Origin of the sequence: Saccharopolyspora oryzae (genome assembly GCF_027853915.1) — a bacterium.
GTDB lineage: Bacteria > Actinomycetota > Actinomycetes > Mycobacteriales > Pseudonocardiaceae > Saccharopolyspora > Saccharopolyspora oryzae.
The window spans coordinates 20,893-39,251 of sequence record NZ_JAQGLA010000011.1 but is presented as its reverse complement, the minus strand read 5'-3'; the positions used below and the strand labels follow the sequence as shown (position 1 = coordinate 39,251).

20 protein-coding genes are annotated in these 18,359 nt (G+C 70.6%); 15 read left to right on the top strand and 5 right to left on the bottom strand.

Features of this window, described 5'->3' with window-relative positions; translation table 11 throughout:
• The first annotated feature begins 32 nt into the window (after positions 1-32).
• The 6 genes from OU415_RS10060 to OU415_RS10035 all read left to right on the top strand — a co-directional run bounded on the left by OU415_RS10060 (position 33) and on the right by OU415_RS10035 (position 5,038).
• On the top strand, positions 33-299 hold the full coding sequence (locus OU415_RS10060; protein ID WP_270948357.1) for a monovalent cation/H+ antiporter complex subunit F: 267 nt from the start codon (positions 33-35) through the stop codon (positions 297-299).
• Positions 296-643, top strand: coding sequence for a monovalent cation/H(+) antiporter subunit G (gene mnhG / locus OU415_RS10055; RefSeq protein WP_270948356.1), 348 nt, complete (start codon positions 296-298; stop codon positions 641-643). The genes OU415_RS10060 and mnhG overlap by 4 nt, the downstream gene beginning before the upstream one ends.
• A 124-nt stretch (positions 644-767) precedes the next feature.
• Entirely contained in the window at positions 768-1,046 is a 279-nt protein-coding gene (locus tag OU415_RS10050) for a hypothetical protein (protein ID WP_270948355.1), read from the top strand.
• 484 nt (positions 1,047-1,530) lie between these two features.
• A complete protein-coding gene (locus OU415_RS10045; RefSeq protein WP_270948354.1) occupies positions 1,531-2,838 on the top strand; it encodes a M20 family metallopeptidase in 1,308 nt (435 codons plus the stop codon).
• A gap of 231 nt (positions 2,839-3,069) precedes the next feature.
• Positions 3,070-4,299: a M20 family metallopeptidase gene (locus OU415_RS10040; RefSeq protein WP_270948484.1), complete on the top strand. Its 1,230-nt coding sequence runs from the start codon at positions 3,070-3,072 to the stop codon at positions 4,297-4,299.
• A gap of 160 nt (positions 4,300-4,459) precedes the next feature.
• A complete protein-coding gene (locus OU415_RS10035; protein WP_270948353.1) occupies positions 4,460-5,038 on the top strand; it encodes a hypothetical protein in 579 nt (192 codons plus the stop codon).
• Positions 5,039-5,043: 5 nt separating this feature from the next.
• Here the strand turns inward: OU415_RS10035 and OU415_RS10030 are convergent, their stop codons facing one another.
• Positions 5,044-6,513, bottom strand: a complete 1,470-nt coding sequence (locus OU415_RS10030; RefSeq protein ID WP_270948352.1) for an FGGY-family carbohydrate kinase — start codon at positions 6,511-6,513, stop codon at positions 5,044-5,046.
• A 157-nt stretch (positions 6,514-6,670) separates the two neighbouring features.
• Here OU415_RS10030 and OU415_RS10025 point away from each other — a divergent pair, with 157 nt between their 5' ends.
• The gene (locus OU415_RS10025; RefSeq protein ID WP_270948351.1) at positions 6,671-7,381 is read left to right on the top strand and encodes an HAD family hydrolase; all 711 of its coding nucleotides are present in this window, start codon (positions 6,671-6,673) and stop codon (positions 7,379-7,381) included.
• A 31-nt stretch (positions 7,382-7,412) separates the two neighbouring features.
• On the top strand, positions 7,413-8,852 hold the full coding sequence (locus OU415_RS10020) for an FGGY-family carbohydrate kinase (protein ID WP_270948350.1): 1,440 nt from the start codon (positions 7,413-7,415) through the stop codon (positions 8,850-8,852).
• Here the strand turns inward: OU415_RS10020 and OU415_RS10015 are convergent, their stop codons facing one another.
• Positions 8,853-9,572, bottom strand: a complete 720-nt coding sequence (locus tag OU415_RS10015; RefSeq protein WP_270948349.1) for a nuclear transport factor 2 family protein — start codon at positions 9,570-9,572, stop codon at positions 8,853-8,855.
• A 77-nt stretch (positions 9,573-9,649) separates the two neighbouring features.
• Here OU415_RS10015 and OU415_RS10010 point away from each other — a divergent pair, with 77 nt between their 5' ends.
• On the top strand, positions 9,650-9,802 hold the full coding sequence (locus tag OU415_RS10010) for a WCX domain-containing protein (protein WP_456300260.1): 153 nt from the start codon (positions 9,650-9,652) through the stop codon (positions 9,800-9,802).
• 10 nt (positions 9,803-9,812) lie between these two features.
• Here OU415_RS10010 and OU415_RS10005 read toward each other — a convergent pair whose 3' ends face one another.
• Both OU415_RS10005 and OU415_RS10000 read right to left on the bottom strand, forming a co-directional pair.
• Positions 9,813-10,601, bottom strand: coding sequence for a DeoR/GlpR family DNA-binding transcription regulator (locus OU415_RS10005; RefSeq protein ID WP_270948348.1), 789 nt, complete (start codon positions 10,599-10,601; stop codon positions 9,813-9,815).
• Positions 10,602-10,730: 129 nt separating this feature from the next.
• Positions 10,731-11,201, bottom strand: coding sequence for a gamma-glutamylcyclotransferase (locus OU415_RS10000; RefSeq protein ID WP_270948347.1), 471 nt, complete (start codon positions 11,199-11,201; stop codon positions 10,731-10,733).
• 246 nt (positions 11,202-11,447) lie between these two features.
• Here OU415_RS10000 and OU415_RS09995 point away from each other — a divergent pair, with 246 nt between their 5' ends.
• The 4 genes from OU415_RS09995 (at position 11,448) to OU415_RS09980 (ending at position 15,102) form a co-directional block, all read left to right on the top strand.
• Positions 11,448-12,851, top strand: a complete 1,404-nt coding sequence (locus tag OU415_RS09995) for an NAD(P)H-quinone dehydrogenase (RefSeq protein ID WP_270948346.1) — start codon at positions 11,448-11,450, stop codon at positions 12,849-12,851.
• 55 nt (positions 12,852-12,906) lie between these two features.
• The gene (locus OU415_RS09990; RefSeq protein ID WP_270948345.1) at positions 12,907-13,305 is read left to right on the top strand and encodes a thiol-disulfide oxidoreductase DCC family protein; all 399 of its coding nucleotides are present in this window, start codon (positions 12,907-12,909) and stop codon (positions 13,303-13,305) included.
• Positions 13,306-13,541: 236 nt separating this feature from the next.
• Positions 13,542-14,570, top strand: a complete 1,029-nt coding sequence (locus tag OU415_RS09985) for a tetratricopeptide repeat protein (protein WP_270948344.1) — start codon at positions 13,542-13,544, stop codon at positions 14,568-14,570.
• A gap of 148 nt (positions 14,571-14,718) precedes the next feature.
• The gene (locus OU415_RS09980; RefSeq protein WP_408641828.1) at positions 14,719-15,102 is read left to right on the top strand and encodes a class I SAM-dependent methyltransferase; all 384 of its coding nucleotides are present in this window, start codon (positions 14,719-14,721) and stop codon (positions 15,100-15,102) included.
• On the opposite strand, the gene OU415_RS09975 is transcribed toward OU415_RS09980, so the two are convergent.
• Complete coding sequence (locus tag OU415_RS09975) at positions 15,092-15,778, bottom strand: MBL fold metallo-hydrolase (protein WP_270948343.1); 687 nt, start codon at positions 15,776-15,778, stop codon at positions 15,092-15,094. The two genes, OU415_RS09980 and OU415_RS09975, sit on opposite strands and share 11 nt — an antisense overlap.
• Positions 15,779-16,184: 406 nt before the next feature.
• Here OU415_RS09975 and OU415_RS09970 point away from each other — a divergent pair, with 406 nt between their 5' ends.
• Together OU415_RS09970 and OU415_RS09965 are read left to right on the top strand one after the other, a co-directional pair.
• Positions 16,185-17,366 (top strand): macrolide family glycosyltransferase, encoded by a 1,182-nt coding sequence (locus OU415_RS09970; protein ID WP_270948342.1) that lies wholly within the window; start codon positions 16,185-16,187, stop codon positions 17,364-17,366.
• 203 nt (positions 17,367-17,569) lie between these two features.
• On the top strand, positions 17,570-18,325 hold the full coding sequence (locus tag OU415_RS09965; RefSeq protein WP_270948341.1) for an SDR family oxidoreductase: 756 nt from the start codon (positions 17,570-17,572) through the stop codon (positions 18,323-18,325).
• Positions 18,326-18,359: the final 34 nt, after the last annotated feature.

Below are 18,359 nucleotides of genomic sequence, written 5' to 3'. Positions count from 1 at the left end.
TCACTGAAGATCGCGGAGAGGCGGGACCGAGCATGACCTGGGTCTTCCTGGTGACCTTCGGCCTGCTGTGCGTGGCCGGGTTGCTGGTCCTGGTGCGGTTGATCCTGGGCCGCAGCACGCTGGACCGGATCGTGTCGGTCGACGTGTTCGTCACGATGATCATCGCGGGGACGTGCGTCGGCATGGGCTGGTTGCAGGACGGTTCGAACATCGCGCTGCTGGCCGCCTTCGCGCTGCTGGCCTTCATCGGGTCGGTCAGCGCTGCCCGGTTGGTCGAGAAGAAGGAGCCGTACCGATGAGCCTGCTGGACGTCTTCTCGGCGGTGTGCCTCATCGGCGGTGCGCTGTCCTGCCTGCTCGGCGCCATCGGGCTGCTGAGCTTCCCCGACGTGCTGGCCCGCCTCCAGGCCGCCACCAAACCGCAGACGCTGGGCCTGATCCTGATCCTGATCGGCACCGCGGTGCAGCTGGACTTCATCTACGCCTCGGGCCTGATCCTGGTCGGGCTGTTCCAGATGCTCACCGCGCCGGTGATGGCGCAGCTGGTGGGCCGGGCGGCCTACCGCGCGGACAGCATCCGCCGGGACACCCTGGTGGTGGACGAGATGGGGGACCGGATCGAGCGGGAGCGCCGGGTCCGCTGATCCGATCCGGCACATCTTGAACGCGTCTGGTCACACTCCGCGCCGACTATGATCAAATGGTCCTGTACGGGTGACCACGAAAGTGTCGGTAGTCCGACGCGGCGCAGAAGGATGTGGAGCCATCATGTGGCGGACCGGCCGCGTGCTCGCTGGCCTCGCGATCGCGCTGTCCCTGTTCCTGGCTCCGACTGCGGTGGCCTCGGCGGGAGAGGCCGTCGCGCCTCCGCAGGTGGTCGTGCTGGCGCAAGACCAGCCGCCCGCTCCGCCGGCTGAAGACCCGGGCGTCGACACCCGCCAGCGCATGGCGATCGGCATCGGCGGTCTCGTGCTGATCGGTGCGGTGCTGCTGTCGCGCCGCCTGCGCAAGAAGCCGGTCTTGTTCGTCACGTGGAAAAAGTCGTGAGTTCCCGGGCGAACCGGGTGACCGACCCCTTTGCGAAATAATTTCACTGCCAATTCTCGCCATGGACTAGACCTGGCGCCGAACCTGTGGGATTTTCACAACTGACTACGTGCGTAGGCGCAAGCCCCAGGAAGCGACAAGCGTCCGACGTGCGGGTCCGGGGCGAGAGCCCCCTCAGACGTGGGTTGGCACCGGGAAGCCCCCCGACCGGTGCCAACCCACACCCTTGTCCGCACCCGTTCGGCGAACTCCGTTCTGGTTGCCCGTTCAACCATCGGCTCTGGTCCGACGATCACCAATCCGGCGGAATGCGCTGGTGGTGGGTGTTTCCGCTCGGTTGAACGTGAAATCAATGCGCGTTGAAAACAATTCTTCGGTCGCGCTGAATCGAGACCGCCCGTTCGTCGCAGGGGGCGTACCGGTGGGCTCGGTGTTCGCCGGTTGGCGCCCGCTAGACCATCGCGATGGTGCAGGATAGGGCCAAATGAGTACAGTTCCCGCTCCGCACCGTGATCACGATCGTGCCGCCGCCGCGCGCGCTCGCTGCCGCGCCTCGGTGCAACGCCACGAGCGCGAGCTGGTCGAACTCTCCCGCAGCATCCACGCCGAGCCGGAGCTCTCCTTCGCCGAGCACCGCAGCGCCGCCAAGGTCGCGGACCTGCTCGCCCGCCACGGCTTCGTGGTCAGCACGCCGGTGGCCGGCCTGGACACCGCGCTGGTCGCCGAGTCCGGCAGCGGTGAGCTGGCCGTCGCGGTCTGCGCCGAGTACGACGCGCTGCCCGAGGTCGGGCACGCCTGCGGGCACAACGTCATCGCCGCGGCCGCGGTCGGTGCCGCCCTGGCGCTGGCCGACGTCGCCGATGACCTGGGCATCTCGGTCCGCCTGATCGGCACCCCCGCCGAGGAGACCGGCGGCGGCAAGGTGCTGATGCTGGAGCGCGGCGCCTTCGACGACGTGGCGATGGCGATGATGGTGCACCCGGGTCCGGCGGAGGTCTGCCGCCCGACCTCGCTGGCCATCAACGATCTCGAAGTGCGCTACACCGGCCGCGAGGCGCACGCCGCTTCGGCCCCGCAGCTGGGCCTCAACGCGGCCGACGCGCTGACCGTCGCGCAGGTCGCGATCGGCCTGCTGCGCCAGCACCTCGAGCCGCACCAGATGGTGCACGGTATCGTTACCGCAGGTGGCGCGGCGCCGAACATCGTTCCCGCGCGCACCGCGGCGGTCTACAACTTGCGCGCTGCCGAAGCGCGTTCCCTGCAGCGCCTGGAGAACCGCATCCGGGCCTGCTTCGAGGCGGGCGCGACGGCGACCGGTTGCACGCACGAGGTCGTGCAGATCTCCCCGATCTACGCCGAGTTGGACCCCGACGGCTGGTTGTCGGAGGCCTACCGCCGCGCGATCACCGAGCTCGGGCGGGAACCGCTCGACCGAGGTGCAGAGCAGGGCCATGTCATCGGCAGCACCGACATGGGCAACGTGACCAGGTTCCTGCCCGCGATCCACCCGATGATCGCGATCGACTGCGGCGACGCGGTCAACCACCAGGCGGAGTTCGCCGCGGCCTGCGCGACCCCGACCGCCGACCGGGCGGTGCTCGACGGGGCGTTGGCGATGGCTTGGACGGCGGTGGCCGCCGCAGTGGACGGTGCGCAGCGGAACCGCCTCCTGGCGGCGTTGCGCGAGCGCTCCGCTGGGAGTTCGTCGGAAGAGTTCTGCACGTCGGGAGGCGGCGTCACCAGCCGCGGCCCGGGTGCGGGTGCCGAGCAGGACGCCGAAGGCGTGGCGTGAGCGGTGCTTGACCGCTCCTCGCCCGTGCTGCGGACCGGGTTCGGGCACCCCGCTACACACTGGAGGAATGGCGTGACCGTGGTGGATTCTCGTGGCTCGGAACCGGGCCGGCGCTCGAACGGCGGTTCGGCGGTGGAAGAAGCGGACTGGCTCGCGGCGGAGCGTTCCGCTGCGCCGGGCACGCTCCTCGCGCCGGGCGTGGGCGAGCCGTCCACCCCGATCGGCAGCACCATGTCCAGCGTGGACACCAGCGTCGGGGCCGGGGTGGTGGACCTGGGTGCAGGTCGCGGGCCGTCCTGGCTGGACTCCTGGTTGGCCGAGAACGCGCAGCGGGTGGTCGCCTGGCGGCGGCACATCCACGCCTACCCCGAGCTCTCCCGCGCCGAGCACGAGACCACGGCCTTCCTGGCCGAACGCCTCACCCGCGCCGGCCTGAAGCCGGAGGTGCTGCCGGTGGGCACCGGGCTGGTCTGCGACATCGGCGAGCACCGCCCCGGCACGCGCACGGTGGCGCTGCGCGCGGACATCGACGCGCTGCCGCTGACCGAGGCCACCGGACTGCCGTACGCCTCCACTGTGGACGGAGTCGCGCACGCTTGCGGTCACGACGCGCACACCACGGTCGCGCTGGGTGCTGCGCTGGCGCTGGCCGCCGCGCCGGAACTCCCCGGTCGAGTGCGGATGATCTTCCAGCCCGCCGAGGAGGTGATGCCCGGCGGCGCCCTGGACGTGCTGGCCGCCGGAGCTCTCGACGGGGTGGACCGGATCTTCGGCCTGCACTGCGACCCCCGGCTCCCGGTCGGGCAGATCGGCACCCGCGTCGGCGCCATCACCTCGGCCAGCGACCTGCTGGAACTCCGCCTGACCTCGCCGGGCGGGCACACTTCGCGGCCGCACCTGACCGCGGACCTGGTGCACGCGCTGGGCACCGTCATCACCGGCCTGCCGACGCTGCTGTCGCGCCGCGTCGACCCGCGCACCGGAACGGTCCTGACCTGGGGCGCGGTGCACGCGGGGGAGGCGCCGAACGCCATCCCGCAGGACGGGGTGCTCACCGGCACGCTGCGCACCGGCGACCGCGACACCTGGGCGAAGCTGGAGCCGCTGGTGCACGAGCTGGTGCACAGCCTGCTTTCGCCGCTCGGTGTCGGTTTCGACCTCCACCACCGCCGCGGCGTGCCGCCGGTGGTCAATGACGCGGAGAGCACCGAGCTGTTCCGCGCGGGCATCGAGGCCGGGCTGGGCGAGCAAGCGCTCGCGAGCACCCCGCAGTCCTCGGGCGGTGAGGACTTCGGCTGGTACCTGGAGCACGTGCCGGGTTCGTTCGCGCGGCTGGGCGTGCACTCCGGTTCCGGACGGGTCAAGGACCTGCACCAACCGACGTTCGCGCTGGACGAGCGGGCCTTGCTGGTGGGGGTCCGGGCGATGGTCCACACGGCGCTGCTGACGCTGCAGGACTAGCTGCTCGGCGGTTCCACCTGATCGAGGTGTATCCACTCGCAGCTGTATCTGTGGGCGGGGTTCGCTCCTCTGTATAGGTATGACGACGAACATCATCTGCCTCGAAGAGCGAATCCCGACCAGCACTGCGGAATGGCCTCCCTCAGCCCGGCACGGTGCGATGACCAGGGCTGATGCCGAACGATTGCTCGGCCCGGACGAGCTGTCCGCGGCGCTGGACGACGGCGAGTGGGTGCAGCCCTGGCACGGTGTGGTGGTCCCGGCAGCCCGCGCGCACGATCCGATGACCCGGGCAGCGGCTGCGCTGCTGCGCGCCGGGCCGTACTCGGTGCTGTCCGGTCCGACCGCGGTCGCGATGCACGGCTGCGGCCCGGCCGACGAGGTCGTGGACGTGACCATCCCCTACGACCGCGAGGTGCGGTCGCAGCCAGACCTGACGGTCCACCAGGCGTGGGTCCGGGAGTGCGATGTCGTCGAGCTGGACGGCCTGCGTACCCAAGCCCTGGACTTCGCGATCACCGAGCTGCTGTGCACCGGTGACCAGCGGCAGGCCTTGGACTGCCTGGAGCAGGCGCTCGGGCAGCTCGGCGAGCACGCGGAGCACTTCCGGGAGCTGGTGGCCGAGCGGGTAGCCCGCCGCCGGGACCGTCGCGGCACCCGACGCGCGAGCGCGCTGCTCGGGTTGGCCTGGCCAAAGCCGAACAGCGCGCTGAGCGCTGGGATCGGTGGTGCGCGATGACGCTCTCAGCGCTGGAACCAGTTGGCCGCCTGGGCTGCCTCGCGAGCCGCGATGAACCGCGCGTAGGCATCGTCGTAGACAGCGCGGTTGGCCTCGATCGGCTGCAGCGGCTCCGACGTCCCGACCAGCTCGGCGGCCACTTCGGTGATGCTGCGGCCGGTCAGCAGCGACTGCGCGGTCACCGTCGCGCCGCGGGCCCCGGCCTGCTCGTCGGTGGTGCGCACGACCGGCAGGCCGGTCACGTCGGCGATCACCTGGCGCCACAGCCGGTTCGCCGAACCGCCGCCGGTGAGCCGGAGCTCGGTGGGCTGCGCGGCGGAGGCCCGCAGGCAGTCCCGGATCGCCATGGCGAGCCCTTCCAGGCAGGCCCGGGCGATCTCGGCCGGACCGTGCTCCAGGCTCAGGCCGTGCAGGCTGCCGCGCGCCGCCGGGTCGTAGAAGGGCGCGCGTTCCCCTGCCAGCGAGAGGTAGGGCAGCATCAGCAGGCCCTTGCTGCCGGGTTCGGCCTGTTCTGCCAGGTCAGTGAGGTTCTCCGGGTTGGGCAGTCCGAGCATCCGGCAGGCCCACTCCACCACCTCGGTGCCCGACAGCGTGGCGCTGGCGAGCATCCAGCGCCCCGGTGTCGGCGTGCGCAGCGACATGCCGACCGGCGTGCGTTCGAGCCGCGGGTCGTCGCTGATCACCTCGGTGCAGATCGTGGTGCCGAGGATCGTGCACGCCTGACCGGGTTCGGTGACACCGGCACCGATGGCGGTGGAGATCACGTCGTAGGCCCCGAGCACCACCGGCGTGCCCGCCGGGACGCCGAGGCGTTCGGCCGCAGCGTCGTGCAGCGGCGCGATCCGCTCCTGGCCGTCGACCACGTCGGGGAGCAGCGGCTGCGCCCAGTTCAGCCCGAGCTCGGTGAGCACGGTGGGGGAGTACTGCCCGGTCCGCGCGTCGAGGAACGGGTTGGAGGCTTCGGAGACGTCCCAGGCCAGACGTCCGGTCAGGCAGTGGAACAGCCAGCCGCCGCAGGTCAGCACCTTCGCGGAGCGCTCGATCCGGTCGGGCTCGTGCTCGGCGAGCCAGCGCAGCTGCGCGTGCGGCAGACCGCCGAAGCCGACCGATCCGTTGATCTTGAACAGTTCGGCGAGGACTCCGGACCCGGCCCAGTCGGCGGCGATCTCGGAGGCGCGGGCGTCGTTCCAGAGCAGCGCGGGACCGGTCGGTCGGCCGGCGTCGTCGACCAGCCAGCACCCGTCGCCCTGCGCGGTGAGCGCGAGCGCCGCGACGTCAGAACCCGTCGCGGCGATGAGCTCGGCGACGGTGTCGGCGACCGCACCCCAGACCTCGAGCATGTCCTGCTCGGCCCAGCCGGGGCGGGGATGCTCGACTCGGGTCGGGCGGCGGGCGACCGCCAGCTCGGTTCCGTCCGCGGCGTAGGCGACGCTCTTCACCACCGAGGTGCCGGCGTCGATGCCGATGGTGATCACGGGTGTTCCCTCCAGATCCCGCTTGGCGGGTCGGCGCCAGTGCTCGACCCGAGAACATCACAGCATCGAGTGTTAAAAATTTCAAGATGGGTGTTATGTTGGCCGTGGGATGTGACACCGCGGTCCCGGGAGTGGACCGCCACCGGAAGGACGCGACGTGCCGCTTCAACCCACCGAGTCCGGAACCGGCCGCATCGACCTGGTGCTGCTCGACGACGGCGGCCCGGTCTACGACGACAGCGCTTACCGCGACGCCCTGCTGCGCGCCGCGCGCGATCTCGCTGCCGTGGACGGCCGCGAGATCGACGAGGCGGAGTTCCAGCAGGTCTACGACGAGCGCCGCCAGGCCCAGGGCGGTTCGCTGCGGACCGCGGTCGCCGAGCGGTTCCTGACCGCGCAGGACCGCCAGCGCCTGTCCGAGCGCGCCGAGCAGTACTGGGAGTACCCGGTGTCGGCCCTGCACGACGACGTGCTGCCGACGCTCCAGAAGCTCGCCGGCCGCTACAAGATCGCGATCGTCGCCAACCAGCGCGCGGTGGTCGTGGACGCCCTGAGCCGCGACGGCGTGTCCGACTTCGTGGACATCTGGGCGATCTCGGAGGTCGGCGGCGCGGAGAAGCCGGACCCGCGGATCTTCCAGCACGCGCTGCGCGAAGCCGGTGTCGGACCGGAGAACGCGGTGCACGTCGGCAACCGGCTGGACACCGACGTGCGCGGTGCCCAGCGGGTCGGCCTGCGGACGGTGTGGGTGGTGAGCGGCGAGGCCCCTCCGAACCCGACGCCCGAGCTGCTCGCCGAGCCGGACATCGCGGTGTTCTCGATGGCCGAACTGCCGGAGGCGTTGGAGAAGCTGCAGGCCGCCGGATGACCAGCGGTGCACGCTCCGGGGAGGGGTGTTGATGGGAGAGCTCGTCGCAGGGGTCGACATCGCGACCGCGAACGTTCGGGTGCAGGTCCACGACCAGGCCGGCGCGGTGGTGGCCGCGGCTTCCCGCCCGTTGCCGCAGCCGGTGCGCTCGTCCGGCGGCCGTTCCGAGCAGGACGCGAGCGCCTGGTGGCCCGCGGTTCGGGACTGCCTGGCCGAGTGCACGGCCGCGCTGGGCGCGCGCAGCTCCGAGATCACCTCGCTGGCGATCTCGGCGACTTCGGGCACCGTGGTCGCGGTCGACGGCAACGGCGATCCGCTCGGTCCGGCGCTGATGTACGACGACCGGCGCGCCGAGACCGAGGCCCGAACCGCGGTCGAGGTCGGCGCACCGCGCTGGGAGCGGACCGGCATCACCCCGTCGGCCGGATCGGGCCTGGCCAGGATCGGCTGGCTGGCGCGGCACCTCCCGGAGGGGACCGCGCTGGTCTGCCACACCCCGGACGTCATCGCGCGGAAGCTGGTCGGGCGCCCGGTCGCGACCGACACCAGCCATGCCCTGAAGAGCGGCTACGACGCAGTGGCCGGGGAATGGGCGACCGAGGTCTTCGACGCGCTGGAGGTGCCGTCCCGGCTGCTCCCGGAGGTCGTGCGTCCGACAGCGGTCCTCGGCGTGGTCGACGCGGCAGCTGCGGCGGAGACCGGTCTGCCGCAGGGCTGCGAGGTGCGCGCCGGGATGACCGACGGTTGCGCAGGCCAGCTGGCGTGCGGGGCCGTCGACGTCGGGCAGTTCGTGACCGTGCTGGGCACGACGCTGGTGCTCAAGGGCGTGTCGAAGGAGCTCGTGCACGACCCGGCCGGTGCGGTGTACAGCCACCTGCACCCGGACGGAGTGTGGCTGCCCGGCGGCGCGGCCAACATCGGCGGCTCCGCGCTGTCCGATGTGGACACCGCGGAGCTGGCGGGACTGGACGAAGCGGCCACCGAACGCGGCCCGGCGAGCGTGGTTAACTACCCGCTGCGCGGCGAAGGTGAGCGGTTCCCGTTCCTGGCGCGTCAGGCCACCCAGTTCGTGCTCGGCACGCCGGAGGACCGGGTGGACGAATACCGCTCCCGCCTCGAGGGTGTCGCCTTCTGCGAACGGCTCGCGCTGGAGCGGGTGGCCGAACTCGGTGCGCCGGCAGCAGGTCCGGTGCGTACTGCTGGTGGCGGCGCGCGCAGCCTCGCCTGGTGCCAGATCAGGGCGTCGATCCTGGACCGCCCGGTCCTGCGCGTCCAAGGTGCTGGCACCGCGCTCGGGGCAGCTCTGCTAGCGGCCAGCGGTTCGATCCACCCGGACCTGAGCACAGCGGCAGCCGCGATGGTCCCGGAGGGCGAACTGGTCGAGCCGGTGCGCTCGGAGGTCTCCCCGCTGGACGCCAGCTACCAGCGATTCCTCGCCGAACTCCGAACCCGCGGCTGGCTCGCGGCGTGATCAGGAGCAGGAGAGGGCTTCCGCGACGGTGAGGCTGTCCTCGTAGACGGCATAACGCGTGATCAGGCCGTCCTCGACGACCAGGTGCAGTGCGCAGAGCGCGGTGTACGCCTTGCCGGTGGCCTTCGCCGTCTGGCGGATGTCGCCGAGCACTACCGCCTCGTTGCCTTCCACGAGGATCCGTGCCGCGGATCCGGCCGCCTCTCCAGGCACGTGGAACTCGGCAATCGTGCGGAAGTGGTCGGCGACGTCGGCCCGGGTCGAGCGGGGGCGGATCCAGGGCACCGCCGGATGGCCTTCGGCCGGCCAGTCCAGCACCCAGTCGACCTGCTCGGCGAACACCTCGGCGATCCGGTCCGGATCGCCTTCCGCGAGCCGGCGCAGGAAGTCCTCCACAGTGGACCGGGTGTCTCCGGTCGGCACGGTGAACTGGTGGTCGGAACGGATCAGCCCGTCCGGGCCGAGGACGACGAAGGCACGACCGGTCCAGGCGATGTCGCCGCCCCCGGCCGGCACCATGTGCGTGGTGAAGGTGATCGTGTCGTGATGACCGGTCGCGTCGCCTGCGGACCGGAAGACGAAACCGGCACCCCGCACGAACTCGTCGTGGGCGGCGGTGATCCGGGCTTCGATCTCGTCGCGACCCCGGTGCTGCGCCGACTCGATCACCTCGACGCCGTCCTCGGCCCAGAGGGCGGAGACGGCGGTGCGCCGAGCCAACGGGTCGGACTCGTTCCACACGGCGACGTAGCGGTCGACGAACCGCGGAAGGCCCCGGTACCGACGGCTGGACCCGGGTGACGATCCCCATCGAGTCCATCGACCAGGCCCTCCCCGAACTGCTGAAACTCGGTGCCGACGCCGAGATCCTCGCCCCTGCTGAACTCCGCGAACGGATCACCGCCACGCTCGATGCGCTGAACCGCATCTACGGCACGGCACCAGGCTGAACGCGGGTGGTCAGCCTTCGGCGACCTCCAGCGCGACTCCCGCCGCCCGCAGCTCGTCGAGCAGCGGGGCCGGTGTTCCGGCGTCCACGATGACCAGGTCGAACTCGGTCAGCGGCGCCAGCTCGTGCACCGCGCGCCGGTCGAACTTGGAGTGGTCCAGCAGCAGCACGCGCTTGCCCGTGGTCTCCATCAGGGCGCGCTTGACCTGGATCGTCTCCTGTGAGCGGTGCAGGCAGTGCCCGTCGACGACGGCGGTGGTGGACATGAACAGCACGTCCGAGCGCATGGTGCGGGCCAACTTGGCGGTGTGCAGCCCGAGGAAGGCGTCGTAGGACGGCTGGTAGTCGCCGCCGAGCCCGATCAGGTGCAGGCCGGGCTCGCCGCTGAGCAGGTTGATCACCGACAGGAAGTTCGTCACGACGGTCAGCGGGGCCAGCGCAGGCAACCGCTCCGCGACCGCCAGCGCGCTGGTGCTGTCGTCCAAGGCCACGACCTGACCGGGGGTGACGAGTCGCACGGCGTGCTCGGCGATGCGCGCCTTGTCCTCGGCGGCGTCGGCGATCCGCGCCCGCACCGAGGTCTCCAGCAGCGCCGTCGGCGTCGAAGTCGCACCGCCCCGGACCTTGCGCAGCCAACCCTGCTGCTCCAGCACGTCCAGATCGCGGTGGATCGTCATGCCGCTGACGCCGTGCTTGGCGGCGAGTTCCTCGATCCGCACGAACCCGCTGGCCAGCACCTCCTGGCGGATCTCCTCGCGCCGCCCCTGCTGGCTGACCGGTGTGCCGCCCGCCTCGGCCACGCCGAACCCCTCACCTCAGAGCCCGTCGCCGCCCGGTGCCGCGGGCAGATCTCACCCGGCACGTGCGCAGCGACGAGCGACCACGTGTGCAACCGGAGTGATTATCACACGTGCGGCGTGATGTTCGGGTCAGATATCACGTGGAGAGCCGGGCCCGACGTTGTGGCACGGCCGTTTTCGCAGCTTCTCGACGTAGTCCTCGGGCGCACCGGCGGCTTCGGCAGCATCGGCCATCACACCGAGGTAGCGCGCGGACGGCAGCCCGCCTTCGTAGGCGTCGAGCACGTACAGCCAGGCCAGCACCGGACCGTCCAGCGTCTGCACCCGCAGCCGGAGCTTCTTGTGCATGCCCAGCTCGGCGCCTTCCCAGTTGTCGAGCTGCCGCTCGTCCTCCGGGCTGACGTCGTAGAGCACCGTGAAGACCTGCTCCCCGGGGTGTTCGACGATGGTGGCGAGGGCGCCTTCCCAGCCGTAGTCCTCCCCGCCGAAGGTCAACCGCCAGTCCATCAGCCAGCCCGTCCCCGCCAGCGGCGAGTGAGGGGCGCGCTTCGTCATCTGGGCCGGATCCATGTTGGACCCGTACGCGGCGTACAGAGGCACGCCCAACAGGGTAGCGATCGACAGCTCAAGCGGCGGAGCGGACGCGTCACAAAAGTGGGTGCAGACCGAACCGGTCGTCGTCACGGCTCGCACCGCCGACGCGCCGGAGCGGTGACGCTCGGTCATGGTGGCGCTGTGGGGCGCGCCACGACGGCCAATTCGGGCGACACCACCCGAATTGACCGGGCTACTCGCAGCGTACGGTGAGCGTGGCGCCCACAGGCAGGCATCGGGGAGGAACGCGAAGTGACCCGCATCGTGATCATGGGAGGCGGCCCGGCGGGCTACGAGGCGGCATTGGTCGCCGCGTCGAACGGGGCGGAGGTCACGCTGGTCGAGCCCGAAGGCCTGGGCGGGGCTTGCGTGCTCTACGACTGCGTGCCGTCGAAGACCTTCATCGCCTCCGCGGGCGCGCGTTCGGCGTACCGCGATGCCCGCGAGCTCGGCATCCGCGCGAAGACCGAGGACTCCGACGTCGACGTGGCAGTCGTGCACGGCCGGGTGAAGGGCCTCGCGCTCGCGCAGTCCGCCGACATCCGCTCCCGGGTCCGCCGCGAAGGTGTGAAGATCCTGCCCGGTCGAGCCCGCTTCACCAACCCGGCCAAGGGCATGGCCGTGCACCAGGTCGGCGTCGACCTCGCCGACGGCGGCTACGAGGAGCTGACCGCCGACGTCGTGCTGATCGCCACCGGCGCCACGCCGCGCGTCCTCAAGGGAGCGGAGCCGGACGGGGAGCGGATCCTCACCTGGCGGCAGCTGTTCGACCTGCCCGAACTTCCCGAGCACCTGGCGGTGATCGGTTCCGGCGTCACCGGTGTGGAGTTCGCCTCCGCCTACACCGAGATGGGCGTCAAGGTCACCATGATCTCCAGCCGCGACCGCGTGCTGCCGCACGAGGACGCCGACGCCGCGGCGGTGCTCGAAGAGGTGTTCGCCGAGCGCGGCACCGAGGTCGTCAAGCACGCCCGCGCCGAGAAGGTGGAGCGCACCGACTCCGGCGTGCTGATCCACCTGGCCGACGGGCGCCAGGTCGAGGCCAGCCACGCGCTGATGACCGTCGGGTCGGTCCCCAACACCACCGACATCGGGCTGGACCGGATCGGCGTCGAGCCCGACCGCGGCGGCTACATCCCGGTCGACCGGGTGTCGCGGACGTCCGTGCCGGGCGTTTACGCGGCGGGCGACTGCACGGGCCTGCTGCTGCTGGCCTCGGTGGCGGGCATGCAGGGCCGGATCGCGATGTGGCACGCGCTGGGCGAAGGCGTCACCCCGATCAAGCTCAAGACGGTCGCCGCGAACGTCTTCACCCACCCGGAGATCGCCACCGTCGGCATCAGCCAGCAGGCGATCGACAGCGGCGAGGTGCCGGCGCGGACCGTGATGATGCCGCTGGCCACCAACCCGCGCGCGAAGATGGAGGGCCTGCGCCGCGGTTTCCTCAAGGTCTTCTGCCGGCCGCAGACCGGTGTGGTGGTGGGCGGCGTCGTGGTGGCGCCGAACGCCAGCGAGCTGATCCTGCCGATCGCGCTCGCCGTGCAGAACCAGGTGACCGTGGACAACCTGGCCAACACGTTCTCGGTGTACCCGTCGCTGTCCGGCTCGCTCACCGAGGCCGGCCGGCTGCTGATGCGCCACGACGACCTGGACTGACCTCGCAGGCCTCCCAGCCTGCGGCTCGCCGGGTTCCCGGCCGGGAGGAGTGGTCATGATCGAACCTCCGGTGCTGATCTACGACGGCGACTGCGGCTTCTGCACGCGCAGCGTGCGGCTGGCCGAGCGGCTGCCGGTGCGGATGCGCGTGCTGACGTGGCAGGAGGCCGACCTCGCCGCCTACCGGACCACCCCGGACCGGGCGCGCCACGAGGTGCTGTGGGTGGCGCCGTCCGGCCGGGTCTTCGGCGGTGCGGACGCCGTCGCCGAGCTGCTCAAGAGCTGCCGCGCGCCCTGGCCGGTGGCCGGTTTCGCGCTGTCCGCGCCGGTGTTGCGGACGCTGGCCGGGTGGGCTTACCGGGCGATCGCCGCGAACCGCTACCGGCTGCCCGGCGGTACCCCGGCGTGCCGACTGCCGGATGAACAACGTCCGGGCCGTTCGGACCGTTCCTGATCCTTTAGATCTCGGCCGAAAGTACGAGAAGGCCCCTCGCCTTCCTGGCCGATCGGTCGACTTCGCCTGACACATCGGCTGATCCGCTGGCCCCTCGTCGCGCCATAACTTGGATGGCGTCGGGGGTTCAACAGGCCGGTTCCTCCCCGTTCTCAGGGGATCGACGGGGAGAACCGGCCCTCAGCGAGATTGGTGCGTCTTGGCACCAACGCGGTTCGAGATGCGAGGTGGCCGAGATGAGCAGCCAGGCGTTCGCGCCGGAGTTCCAGGGGAAGTTCCGGAGCATGTCGGTGAACACGAACTACGTGCAGGCGTTGGCCGAGGCGCGTGAGGAAGTCGCTCGCGCGATGGAGGAAGGCGACGATCTGGCGCTCGCCCAGGCGAAGTTGCTGGAATCCGAGGCGTGCCGACGAGTGGGCGAGATCGCCGAGGCGAACGTGGCCTGGCGCGCCAGCTACCGGGCGGCCAGGAAGGCGGACGCGCCGGGTTCGATGGCGTGGGCGCTGTGGAACGGCGGCACGCTGGCCCGCCAATGTGGACAGATGACGGCTTCGCTGCGCTGGCTCGAGCTCGCTCGTGACATGGCCACTAAGGCGGGCGATGTGGTGGCGCTCGGGTACTCGGTCGCCGGAATCGCCGAAACGCTGCGGATCCGCGGTGACTACGAGAAGGCCCGCGAGCTCCACGTGGAGCTGCTCGCCGAAGCCCGCAAGCGCGGCGAGTGCCGGCACACGGTGTGGGCGCTCGAGGGGCTCGCCCAGCTCGACCGCAACGCGGGCGATCTGGACGCGGCGTGGGAGCGCTTCGCCGAAGCCGCGCAGATCGCCGAGGAGGGCGGCGACGAGCGCGGTCTCGCCTGGGCGTTGCGGGGGATGGCCGACGTGCTGTCGTTGCGCGGGGAGCACGACGAAGCGTTGCACCTGCTGTCGCGGGGCGAGCAGATCTGCCGCCGGATGGATCTGTCCAGCGCCCTGGCCTACAACCGGAAGATGCGCGGCAACATCCTGTTCCGGGCTTGCTGGTACGGCGAAGCGGTCCGCACCTACCAGGAAGCGCAGAAGATGTTCCGCGCCATCAACGAACCGCGCGGTGCGGCGCTGGCCGAACTGGGCTTGATCAAGAGCCGCGACAAGCTCGGCCGACCACGACCAGCCACCGAGCGCGCCCTGCTGGCCCTCCTGGACACGCTGGACTCCCAGGAACTCCGCCACACCAGGAAGATGGTCCAGGACGCGCTCGACGACCTCCTCGAACTGGTGGCCTGACCCGAGGTTCGCCCGGCCGCCAGGTCGGGGTCAGCTACGTTGATCGGGTGCGCGGTGCCAGCGCCGGAAACCAGTACCTGCGCGCGGCTTCGGCGTTGTTCGCCGAAAGCGTGCGAGCTGCCGGCGGTGGACCGGTGGTCGACGTCGGTTGCGGTCCGGGGAGGTCGCAGCTCACCTCAACGAGCTCGGTGTCGATGCCTTCGGCATCGATCTCTCGCCCGGGATGATCGAGGTGGCCCGCCGCAACCACCCGGGTCTGCGGTTCGAAGTGGGCTCGATGACTGCTCTGGACCTGCCCGCCGCCTCGGTGGGTGGTGCGCTCGCTTGGCAATCGTTGATCCACGTTCCCGACGACGAGATTCCTGCAGTACTCGGGCACTTCCACCGAGCATTGCGTCCAGGTGCGCCGCTGCAACTGCTGTTTCACGTCGGGGACGAGTCGTGGTTGAAGACGCAGGGCTACGGCGGGCACCCGATGAAGGTCCACGTCCACTGTCGTCAGCCGGGACCGACGCGAGTGGTCAGTTGGTGAGTTCCGCTGCTGTTGTGCGGAGTTCTGCTCCGGCGTTGCGGGTGATCGGGTCGCCGTGGCCGAAGCAGGCGACTTCGGTGTCCAGTTCGGCGAGGCGGCGGAACGATGCGATCGTCTTCGCCCGGTCCAGGTTGAACGTGCCGAGCATGACCTCGCCGACGTTGGCGATCGTGTCCCCGGTGAACAGGGTTTTGCTCTTTGACAAGTGCAGAGCGATGCTTCCGTCGGTGTGGCCGGGGATCGACAGCACGCGGGCTCCGCCGCCGAAGTCGAGCACGTCGCCTTCGGCGATCTCCTGGTCCACCGGGCAGGGCGGGTGCGGGGGAACGTTCGGGGCGATGCTGTCGAACAGCGGTCGTTCCCAGTCGAGCAGCACCGGGTCGGGGCGCGGCCGTTCACCCTGGATGACGGCCACGTCCCCGGCGTGCGCCAGCACCGGTGCGCCGGTGGCCGCGCGGAGCTCCGCAGCGGATCCCACGTGGTCCTCGTGGCCGTGGGTGATGACGATCCGCTCCAGCTCGACGTCGAGCTCGGCCAGCAGTGCGGTGATGGCCGGGCCGGATCCGGCGATCCCGGTGTCGACGAGGGTCGCGGAGCGTCCTTCGAGCCAGAGGTACGCCTGGCCGAACTCGGGGCGCAGGAAGTACAGGCCGGGCGCGATGAGGTCGACGTCCATAGCTGCACGGTAGGCGCGAATCAGCTTGCCGCGGGCGGTTTCGTCGCGGGCGAACGGCTCGGCCGCCGGTCGCCCGCCGGAAAATGGTGCGACACGGCGAGCGGGCTGGGCTAGCCTGACCCGCATGGTGCAGTTGCAGCTCTACATCTGATCGAGCTCCCGATGAGGGCATGGTGCGGCGACTTCGTGTCGCCTGCTTCGTCGTGCCCTTCCACGCGCCCGCATCGATTCGGCGGGGCGGTGCGTTCCGCCCGCTGATCCCGGCAGTCCCTTGCCCGCACATCGCGAGTCGTCTTCGGGCGTTCGCGGTCGCAGTGAGGTGGGGCTCGGTTTCCGGGCGCGCTCAGCGACCTGTTTTCCCGTTCCTCGTTGCATCGAGGCTGTTTTCGATCAGGAGTCCCAGCAGATGACGAACTCTGCCCAGAACGCGTACCGCACCCGGCCCGCGCACATCGCGTTCTTCACCATTCCCGCTCACGGTCACATCAACCCGACCCTCGGGCTGATCACCGAGCTGGTGAACCGCGGTCACCGCGTCAGCTACGCGGTGACCGAGCCGTTCGCCGACCAGGTGGCCGAGGCCGGGGCGACACCGGTCCGCTACGACTCGATGCTGCCGGGGTCGCCGAACGCGTCCCGGCAGGAGTGGCCGTCGGAGGGGACCGAAGCGCGCTGGATGTTCCTCGAGGAGACCAGGTCCGTCGTGCCGCAGCTCGAAGAGGCGTTCGCGGGGGATCGGCCGGATCTCGTGGTCTACGACCTCGGAGATTTCCTCGTCCTCGCCGAGAAGTGGGGCGTGCCCGCGCTCCAGCTGTGCCCGACCCACGTCTACACCGAAGGGCTGGAGTCGGTCCTGGACCTGACGCCGACCCCGGAGACGACAGCGGTGGAGGAGGCCTACGACGAGTACTTCGCGGAGCAGGGCGTGGCCTTGACCAACCACGACCTCCTGCATCCGCGTCGTTGCATCGTGACGATCCCGCGGAGCTTCCAGTACTTCGGGGACCAGGCGGCGGACTCGTACGCGTTCGTCGGCCCGATGCTGACCGAACGGGCGTCCCAGGGGAGTTGGCAGGCGCCGGACGACCGGCCGGTCCTGGTGATCTCGCTGGGTTCGGCCTACAACGACCGCTTGGACTTCTACCGGCGATGCCTGGTCGCCTTCGCCGATCTCGACTGGCACGTGGTGCTGGCGGTCGGGACGGCGATCGATCCGGCCGAGCTCGGCGCGGTCCCGGCGAACTTCGAAGTGCACCGGTGGATTCCGCAGCTCCGGATGCTGTCCCAGGCCAGCGCGTTCATCACGCACGCAGGCATGGGCGGCACGATGGAGGGCCTGAGCCACGGCGTGCCGCTGATCGCGGTTCCGCAGGCCGCCGACCAGTTCATGAACGCGGCCCGGATCGAGGAACTCGGCCTGGGCGTTCAGCTGGACGGTGCCACCGCCACACCTGAGCAGCTGCGCGTTGCGTTGGAGAAGGTCACCTCGGACGAGGGGATCCGGAACCGGCTGGCGGACATGCGGCGCGAGATCGAAGAAGCCGGTGGTCTGGCGCGGGCCGTCGAGATCGTCGAGGGAATGCTGTAGTCCCTCCGCGCACCACCTGCCGGATCACTCCGGCGGGTGGTGCGCTCGAACCCGCGCGAACCGCCCGAGCTGGGCATATCCACGGTGCTTGTGGTGGTACCCGGATGTTCTGTTTCCCGCGGCCCGCTCCCGCTTCCTACGGTCGGGATGCGACCTCGACGAGGTCGACGACCAGCAGCGATGCCGGAAGGAACGGGAGAACCATGGCGGAGCGGAGCCTGCGGGGCAAGGTCGCGGTCATCGGCGGCGGGGGCAAGAACCTCGGCGGCCTGCTGTCGACGACGTTCGCGGACGAGGGTGCGAAGGTCGTCGTGCACTACAACAGCGACTCCTCCGCGGCCGAGGCGGAGAAGACCGTCAACGCGGTGCGGGAAGCCGGATCCGAGGCGATCTCGGTGCAGGGCGACCTGACGCAGGTCAGCGAGGTGCGGCGGCTGTTCGACACGGCGGTGGACACCTTCGGCGGGGTCGACGTCGCGGTGAACACGACCGGGATGGTGCTGCGCAAGCCGATCCTGGAGACCACCGAGGACGACTTCGACCGCATGTTCGCGATCAACGCGAAGGCGGCGTACTTCTTCATCCAGGAGGCCGGGCGCCGGCTCAACGACGACGGCAAGATCATCAGCCTGGGCACCTCGCTGCTCGCGGCGTTCACCGACGGCTACTCCACCTACGCCGGGGGCAAGTCTCCGCTGGAGCACTTCACTCGCGCCGCGGCCAAGGAGTTCGCCGACCGCCGCATCTCGGTGAACGTGGTGGCGCCCGGTCCGATGGACACGCCGTTCTTCTACCCGCAGGAGACCCCGGAGCGGGTCGAGTTCCACAAGTCCCAGGGCATGGGCAACCAGCTCACCCACATCGAGGACATCGTGCCGGTGATCCGGTTCCTGGCCACCGACGGATGGTGGTTCACCGGGCAGACGATGTTCCCGAACGGCGGCTACACCACCAGGTGACCGCCTCCGGTGCGGCAGGTGGTCAGGAGGGGCG